6 protein-coding genes are annotated in these 4,676 nt (G+C 43.8%); all 6 read left to right on the forward strand.

What is annotated here, in order from left to right:
• Positions 1 to 141 precede the first annotated feature (141 nt).
• Complete coding sequence (locus tag VU18_RS16795) at positions 142 to 588, forward strand: Lrp/AsnC family transcriptional regulator (RefSeq protein ID WP_013523925.1); 447 nt, start codon at positions 142 to 144, stop codon at positions 586 to 588.
• Between the two features lie 45 nt (positions 589 to 633).
• Complete coding sequence (locus tag VU18_RS16800; RefSeq protein WP_047758629.1) at positions 634 to 1,482, forward strand: M55 family metallopeptidase; 849 nt, start codon at positions 634 to 636, stop codon at positions 1,480 to 1,482.
• Positions 1,483 to 1,502: 20 nt separating this feature from the next.
• Entirely contained in the window at positions 1,503 to 2,429 is a 927-nt protein-coding gene (locus VU18_RS16805; protein ID WP_047758631.1) for an ABC transporter permease, read from the forward strand.
• 2 nt (positions 2,430 to 2,431) lie between these two features.
• The gene (locus VU18_RS16810; RefSeq protein ID WP_033011492.1) at positions 2,432 to 3,373 is read left to right on the forward strand and encodes an ABC transporter permease; all 942 of its coding nucleotides are present in this window, start codon (positions 2,432 to 2,434) and stop codon (positions 3,371 to 3,373) included.
• A gap of 15 nt (positions 3,374 to 3,388) precedes the next feature.
• Positions 3,389 to 4,399 carry an ABC transporter ATP-binding protein gene (locus VU18_RS16815; protein WP_013523921.1) on the forward strand — a complete coding sequence of 337 codons (1,011 nt, stop codon included), beginning with the start codon at positions 3,389 to 3,391 and terminating at the stop codon, positions 4,397 to 4,399.
• The coding region (locus tag VU18_RS16820; RefSeq protein ID WP_047758630.1) for an ATP-binding cassette domain-containing protein at positions 4,400 to 4,676 on the forward strand (277 nt) is incomplete at its 3' end.

Below are 4,676 nucleotides of genomic sequence, written 5' to 3' on the forward strand. Positions count from 1 at the left end.
ATTGTGATTATAATAAAAAATCAAATAGTCCTAATTAAGATACTAAAACAAGTTTTTTGTGCTGTAAATAACCAATTTTATTTCTTATTTGTATCTATTTTCGTTATTAAAATTCCATAACGGTATAGAAAAGGGGAAATTATGAAGTACGAAATCGATGATCTGGATCGACAAATCATTAAACTGTTATCTCGGGATGGTAGGATGTCTTTTACAGAAATTTCCAATAATTTGAATGTTACGGAAAAAACAGTGCGGATGAGGTACAAAAATTTAATCGATCATGGGATTCTCGAAGTGGTGGGAGTCGTGAATCCAATAGCTCTTGGGATTCGCGCAGGGGCGATCATTCGTTTAAAAACGGAAGCGAACAAGTTAATGGATGTGATTGAACAGCTGAAGAAAATAAAAGAAGTTCGCTATATTACGTTAACTTCTGGAAGCTACCAACTTTTAATCCAAATTGCAGTGCCCAGTCAAGATGAAATCACTGAAGTAGTAAAAATGCTAAATGGTGTACACGGGATTCTTGAAATGGATACGATCGTACAGCTCGAAGTATATAAAAACACGTTTGATTATATTTAAAATCGTTAGCTGTTTATAAATTGAAAAAGAAGGGGTGTTGTTGCTATGAAAATTTTTATTTCAGCCGATATGGAAGGGATCTCTGGTGTGGCAACCAACCAACAATTAAAAACGAACAGTGAATACCAGCGGTTCCGTAAGCTCATGACTCAGGACGTCAATGCAGCGATTGAGGGTGCTTTTTTAGGAGGAGCGACGGAAGTAGTGGTTGCTGATGGCCATGGCAATATGTCCAACATCCTGATCGAGGAATTGGATCCGCGGGCGCGCCTTGTCTCTGGGAACAATCGCGTGATGTGTCAGCTCGAGGGGCTTGATGATAGCTTTGACGGGATTATGTTTGTTGGCCATCATGGACGTGAAGGTGGATCGGAAAGGACCGTAATCAGTCATAGTTTGGCCGGCATCTGTGTGAATGAGATCAAGATTAATGGCCGTGTTGTTGGGGAAACAGAGATGAATGCGTTTGTTGCAGGTTATTACAACGTACCGGCCATTTTTATCTCGGGTGATGATGCTTATGTGAAAGAAGTGCTTGAAACGTTGCCTCACGTTGAAGCGGCTGTAGTCAAGCGCGGGATTGACCGCTTTGCGGCGGAGTTGCTTCACCCGACAAAAGCGCATGAGTTAATTAGAGAAAAAGCGAAACAGGCCGTACAGAAAGCGAAACAATGCCCTCCGTTGAAACTAGAAGGGCCGGTTACCTTTGAAATTGGATTTAAAGGACCAAACCAAGCGATGATGACAACGACATTACCGACAGTGACATTAATCGGCCCGAAAACGATCACGTTTACATGCAATGATATCGTCACTGCCTATAAACATATGTGGGGATGTGTCATTATCGCCATGACGGCGACGAACGGCGTGCTAGGGCATGTGAATGCTTAGAACAAGGGAGGGGAATGACCGTGTACGTCATGAAACGTCTGGTGACAATGGTTGTCACCGTTTGGCTCATCGCCACATTAACTTTTATCATCATGAAATCGATTCCCGGTGATCCATTTGCTTCCGACGCTAATGTGTTGCCTGAAGAAGTATTGCAAAACATTCGGGCGAAATACAACTTGGACAAGCCACTGCCAGTCCAGTATGCATTGTATATGAAAAATTTAATAACGTTTGATTTAGGACCATCGATTCAGTCTGAAACAAGGGACGTAAATACCCTTATCGCAGACGGATTCCCTGTTTCCACGCTTCTTGGATTGCAAGCGTTGGTGATTGCCGTTGTGTTTGGATTGTTGCTTGGCATTATCGCTGCGCTAAACCATAATAAGCTGCTTGATCATATAGCGATGTTTATTGCCATTGTAGGCATTTCTGTACCAAGTTTTATTTTAGCGCCATTGTTAATCAAATATTTTGCTGTTGAGTGGGGAGTTTTGCCTGTAGCGTCTTGGGGAACATGGGCCCATTCCATCTTGCCGTCGATCGCGTTGGCTGCCACCCCGATGGCAGTGATCGCCCGTTTTATGCGTTCTAGCATGTTGGAAGTGATGCAACAAAACTATATCAAAATGGCAGAGGCAAAAGGGCTATCCCCGATCGCTATTGTCATCAAGCATGGCATACGAAATGCTATTTTACCAGTCATTACATTTATCGGCCCGTTATTTGCTGTTTTAATTACCGGAACATTCGTTATTGAGAAAATCTTCGCTATACCAGGGTTAGGAAAATATTTTGTCGACAGCATCTTTAACCGTGACTATCCGGTTATTTTAGGCACGACGGTTTTCTTCAGCACGATTCTTGTCATTACGTTATTTCTTGTCGACCTGTCATATCGCTTGATTGACCCAAGAATTAAGTTGACGAGCAGGGGGGAATGAGCGTGATTTCAGCGAAAGAAGAGGCCGACTTATTTCGTCCTATCGACCGTAGCAAGCTTCAGTCAGATGCCATTCAAAGACCGAGTCTCAGTTTTTGGAAGGAAGCCGGTTTGAAAATCATCAAAAATAAAATGGCGATGTTCGGGGCGTTGCTCTTATTATGCATCGTTATTATGGCCATTATTGGACCTCACTTAGTTCCATATAGTTACGATGATCAAAGTTTAACGAACGGAAATCAACCGCCTTCCAGCAAACATTGGTTTGGAACAGATGATTTAGGGCGAGATATGTGGTCGCGCACATGGTATGGCGCTCGCATATCGTTGACGGTTGGTTTTGTGGCCGCTCTCATCGATTTGGTTATCGGGGTGTTGATTGGTGGCGTCTCAGGATATATGGCAGGAAGAGGAAAACTAGGAGATCGAATCGACAACATTTTAATGAGAATTGTCGAGGTATTGTATGGCATTCCTTACCTATTAGTTGTGATCTTGCTCATGGTTGTGATGGAGCCGGGGTTATGGACGATCATTGTCGCGCTCTCGATCACTGGATGGGTAGGGATGGCCCGAATTATTCGCGGCCAAATTCTTCAGTTAAAGCAACAAGAATACGTTATGGCGGCCCAGAAACTGGGAACGTCTCATGCAAAAATTATTTTCCGACACTTGCTGCCCAACACGTTAGGAATCATTATTGTAAATTTAACGTTTACGATTCCTCAGGCCATTTTTGCTGAATCATTTTTAAGTTTTTTAGGATTAGGCGTACAAGCCCCATTTGCCAGCTGGGGGACGATGGCGAATGATGCTTTGGGGGTCATCTTAAGCGGCCAATGGTGGAGACTGTTTTTTCCGGGTCTCATGATCTCGTTAACCATGTTCGCTTTTAACGTATTTGGAGATGGCTTGCAAGATGCATTAGATCCGAGAAGAAAGTAGGGGGTGATCATTTCAATGGGCCATCTATTGGAAGTAGAACATTTAAAAGTGATATTCCCGATCTACGGTGGGGAAGTGCAGGCGGTTCGAGATGTTTCGTTTTACATTGATCAAGGAGAAGTGGTTGCTATTGTCGGGGAGAGCGGGAGCGGCAAGACCGTGACCGTGCAAACTATTATGGGGTTAATTCCAAGAAAAAATATTAAAGAAGGAAAAATTCTCTTCAACGGAAGAGATCTCACTCATTTATCCAAAAAAGACATGCGAAAATTAAAAGGTTCAGAAATTGGGATGGTTTTCCAAGATCCAATGACTTCATTAAACCCAACGATGAAGATCGGCAAACAGATTGCAGAAGGGATGCGGAAGCATCAAAAACTATCAAAGATCGAGGCGAAACAAAAGGCAGTCGATCTGTTGAGGCTAGTAGGGATTCCGAACGCGGAAGAAAGATATCACCAATATCCCCATGAGTTCAGCGGCGGAATGAGGCAGAGAGTAGTGATTGCGATCGCTTTAGCCTGCAATCCCAAACTACTTATTGCTGATGAACCGACGACGGCATTGGACGTAACGATCCAAGCGCAAATTCTCCATTTAATGAAAGAGCTGCAGCAAAAGATGGGCACGTCGATCATTTTAATTACCCATGATTTAGGAGTAGTGGCCGAAATGGCGCAACGGGTGATCGTTATGTATGGCGGGACGGTCGTGGAAACGGGGGATGTTTTCGATATATTTGAAAACCCCAAACATCCGTATACATGGGGGCTGTTGCAATCGATTCCGAATTTGCACGAAAAGGAAAAAAGACGTTTAGTGCCGATCGAAGGGGCACCTCCCGACCTTTTTTCACCGCCAAAAGGCTGTCCGTTTGCTCCGCGTTGCCAATATGCAATGGAAATTTGTGTTAAAAAAAGCCCTCAGGAGTTCGTTATTTCCGAAGGACATACAGCGAGATGCTGGCTGAATGATCCGAGAGCTCCAAAGGTGGAACCACTGGTTGCAACGGGGAGGGAGCAGTGAATGTCCGAAGAGATTTTGCAGGTGGAGAACGTAAAAAAATATTTTCGGATTGGCCCGAATCAAACGGTAAAATCGGTCGATGACATTTCGTTTTCGATTCGCAAAGGGGAAACATTTGGATTAGTGGGAGAAAGTGGAAGTGGAAAATCGACGTTAGGGAAGATGATTGTAGGCCTCCATGCTCCGACTTCTGGCACGATTCGTTTTGACGGCCATGAGTTGGCGGGTGATTTGGACCGATCGACAAGGAAAAGGTTGAACCGGGAAATGCAGATGA

This window comes from Geobacillus sp. ZGt-1 (assembly GCF_001026865.1).
GTDB classification, from domain to species: Bacteria; Bacillota; Bacilli; order Bacillales; family Anoxybacillaceae; genus Geobacillus; species Geobacillus thermoleovorans.

Excerpts from the sequence above, each read along its gene's own strand:
- VU18_RS16815 (WP_013523921.1), top strand. The coding sequence starts at position 3,389 with ATGGGCCATCTATTGGAAGTAGAACATTTAAAAGTGATATTCCCGATC.
- VU18_RS16795 (WP_013523925.1), top strand. The coding sequence starts at position 142 with ATGAAGTACGAAATCGATGATCTGGATCGACAAATCATTAAACTGTTA.
- VU18_RS16800 (WP_047758629.1), top strand. The coding sequence starts at position 634 with ATGAAAATTTTTATTTCAGCCGATATGGAAGGGATCTCTGGTGTGGCA.